Annotated in this window: 1 protein-coding gene; it reads left to right on the forward strand. The window is 46.9% G+C overall.

Annotated features, from left to right (window positions below):
- On the forward strand, nt 1-1,107 hold a 1,107-nt coding region (locus tag A3729_RS08465; RefSeq protein WP_156497808.1), incomplete at both ends, for an AMP-binding protein.

The following is a 1,107-nucleotide window of genomic DNA, read 5'->3' on the forward strand; positions in this document are numbered from 1 at the left end:
TAGTGATGTTGACCCTGATGCTTTGCCTGATGGCTGGACAGATCTTGCGGCGGTGCAGAGGAAAGAAAGCTCAGAGAATCCGGGTAGTACCTTGAGGAGTCGTCCTTCCGAGGCTTTCTGTTATTTTTATACCTCTGGTACGACCGGGCTGCCGAAAGCGGCTATTTTGACTCATGGACGTTTTATGAAAGCCTTTGGTGGTGCGGGACTGGCATGTTTACAGCTGACACCGCGTGACCGAGCTTATGTGACCTTGCCATTTTATCATGGTACAGCCTTGGTAGTTGCATGGGGCAGTGTCTTGGCTGGTGATGCCTGCTTGGTTATGGCGCGACAATTCTCTGCTAGTAGATTTTGGTCTGAGGTAAGACGAACGCAAGCAACTGCTATTTGTTATGTTGGTGAGTTGTGTCGCTATTTGATGTCTCAGCCAGAAAGTGCTGATGATAAAAATCATCAGGTAAGAATGATTTTTGGTAACGGTTTGCGAGCAAACCTGTGGGCGGGTTTTAAACAGCGCTTTGGTGTCGATAAGGTGATGGAGTTTTATGGCTCTAGTGAGGGGAATGTAGGTTTTCTCAATATATTCAATCATGATTTTACCGTTGGCTTCACGACAATCCCTTACGCCATTGTCGAGTATGATTTAGAAGAAGATTGTCCAGTCAGGCATCACGATGGCTTCCTGCGACGGGTCAAAAAAGGACAGGCGGGATTACTATTGGGTGAAATTACCGATAAAACCCCTTTTGATGGTTATACCGACCCAGAGAAAACCGAACGCACCATCTTGAGAAATGTCTTCAAACAGGGGGATGCTTGGTTTAATACCGGTGACTTGATGCGAGATCAAGGCTTCAATCATGCCCAATTTGTTGATCGCCTGGGTGATACTTTTCGTTGGAAGGGTGAGAACGTTTCGACAACTGAGGTCGAGAATGTATTGGCTCAGATGACTGCTGTAGCTGATGCTGTGGTTTATGGTGTCGAGATACCCGAGACAAACGGTAGAGCGGGAATGGCATCTATTACGCTTGAGAAAGGTGCTCATTTTGACTCTTCAGAGGTCTACCAACATTTAAGTGAGAATCTGCCCGCATATGCCCG

The sequence above is a fragment of the Oleiphilus sp. HI0043 genome, from assembly GCF_001634935.1.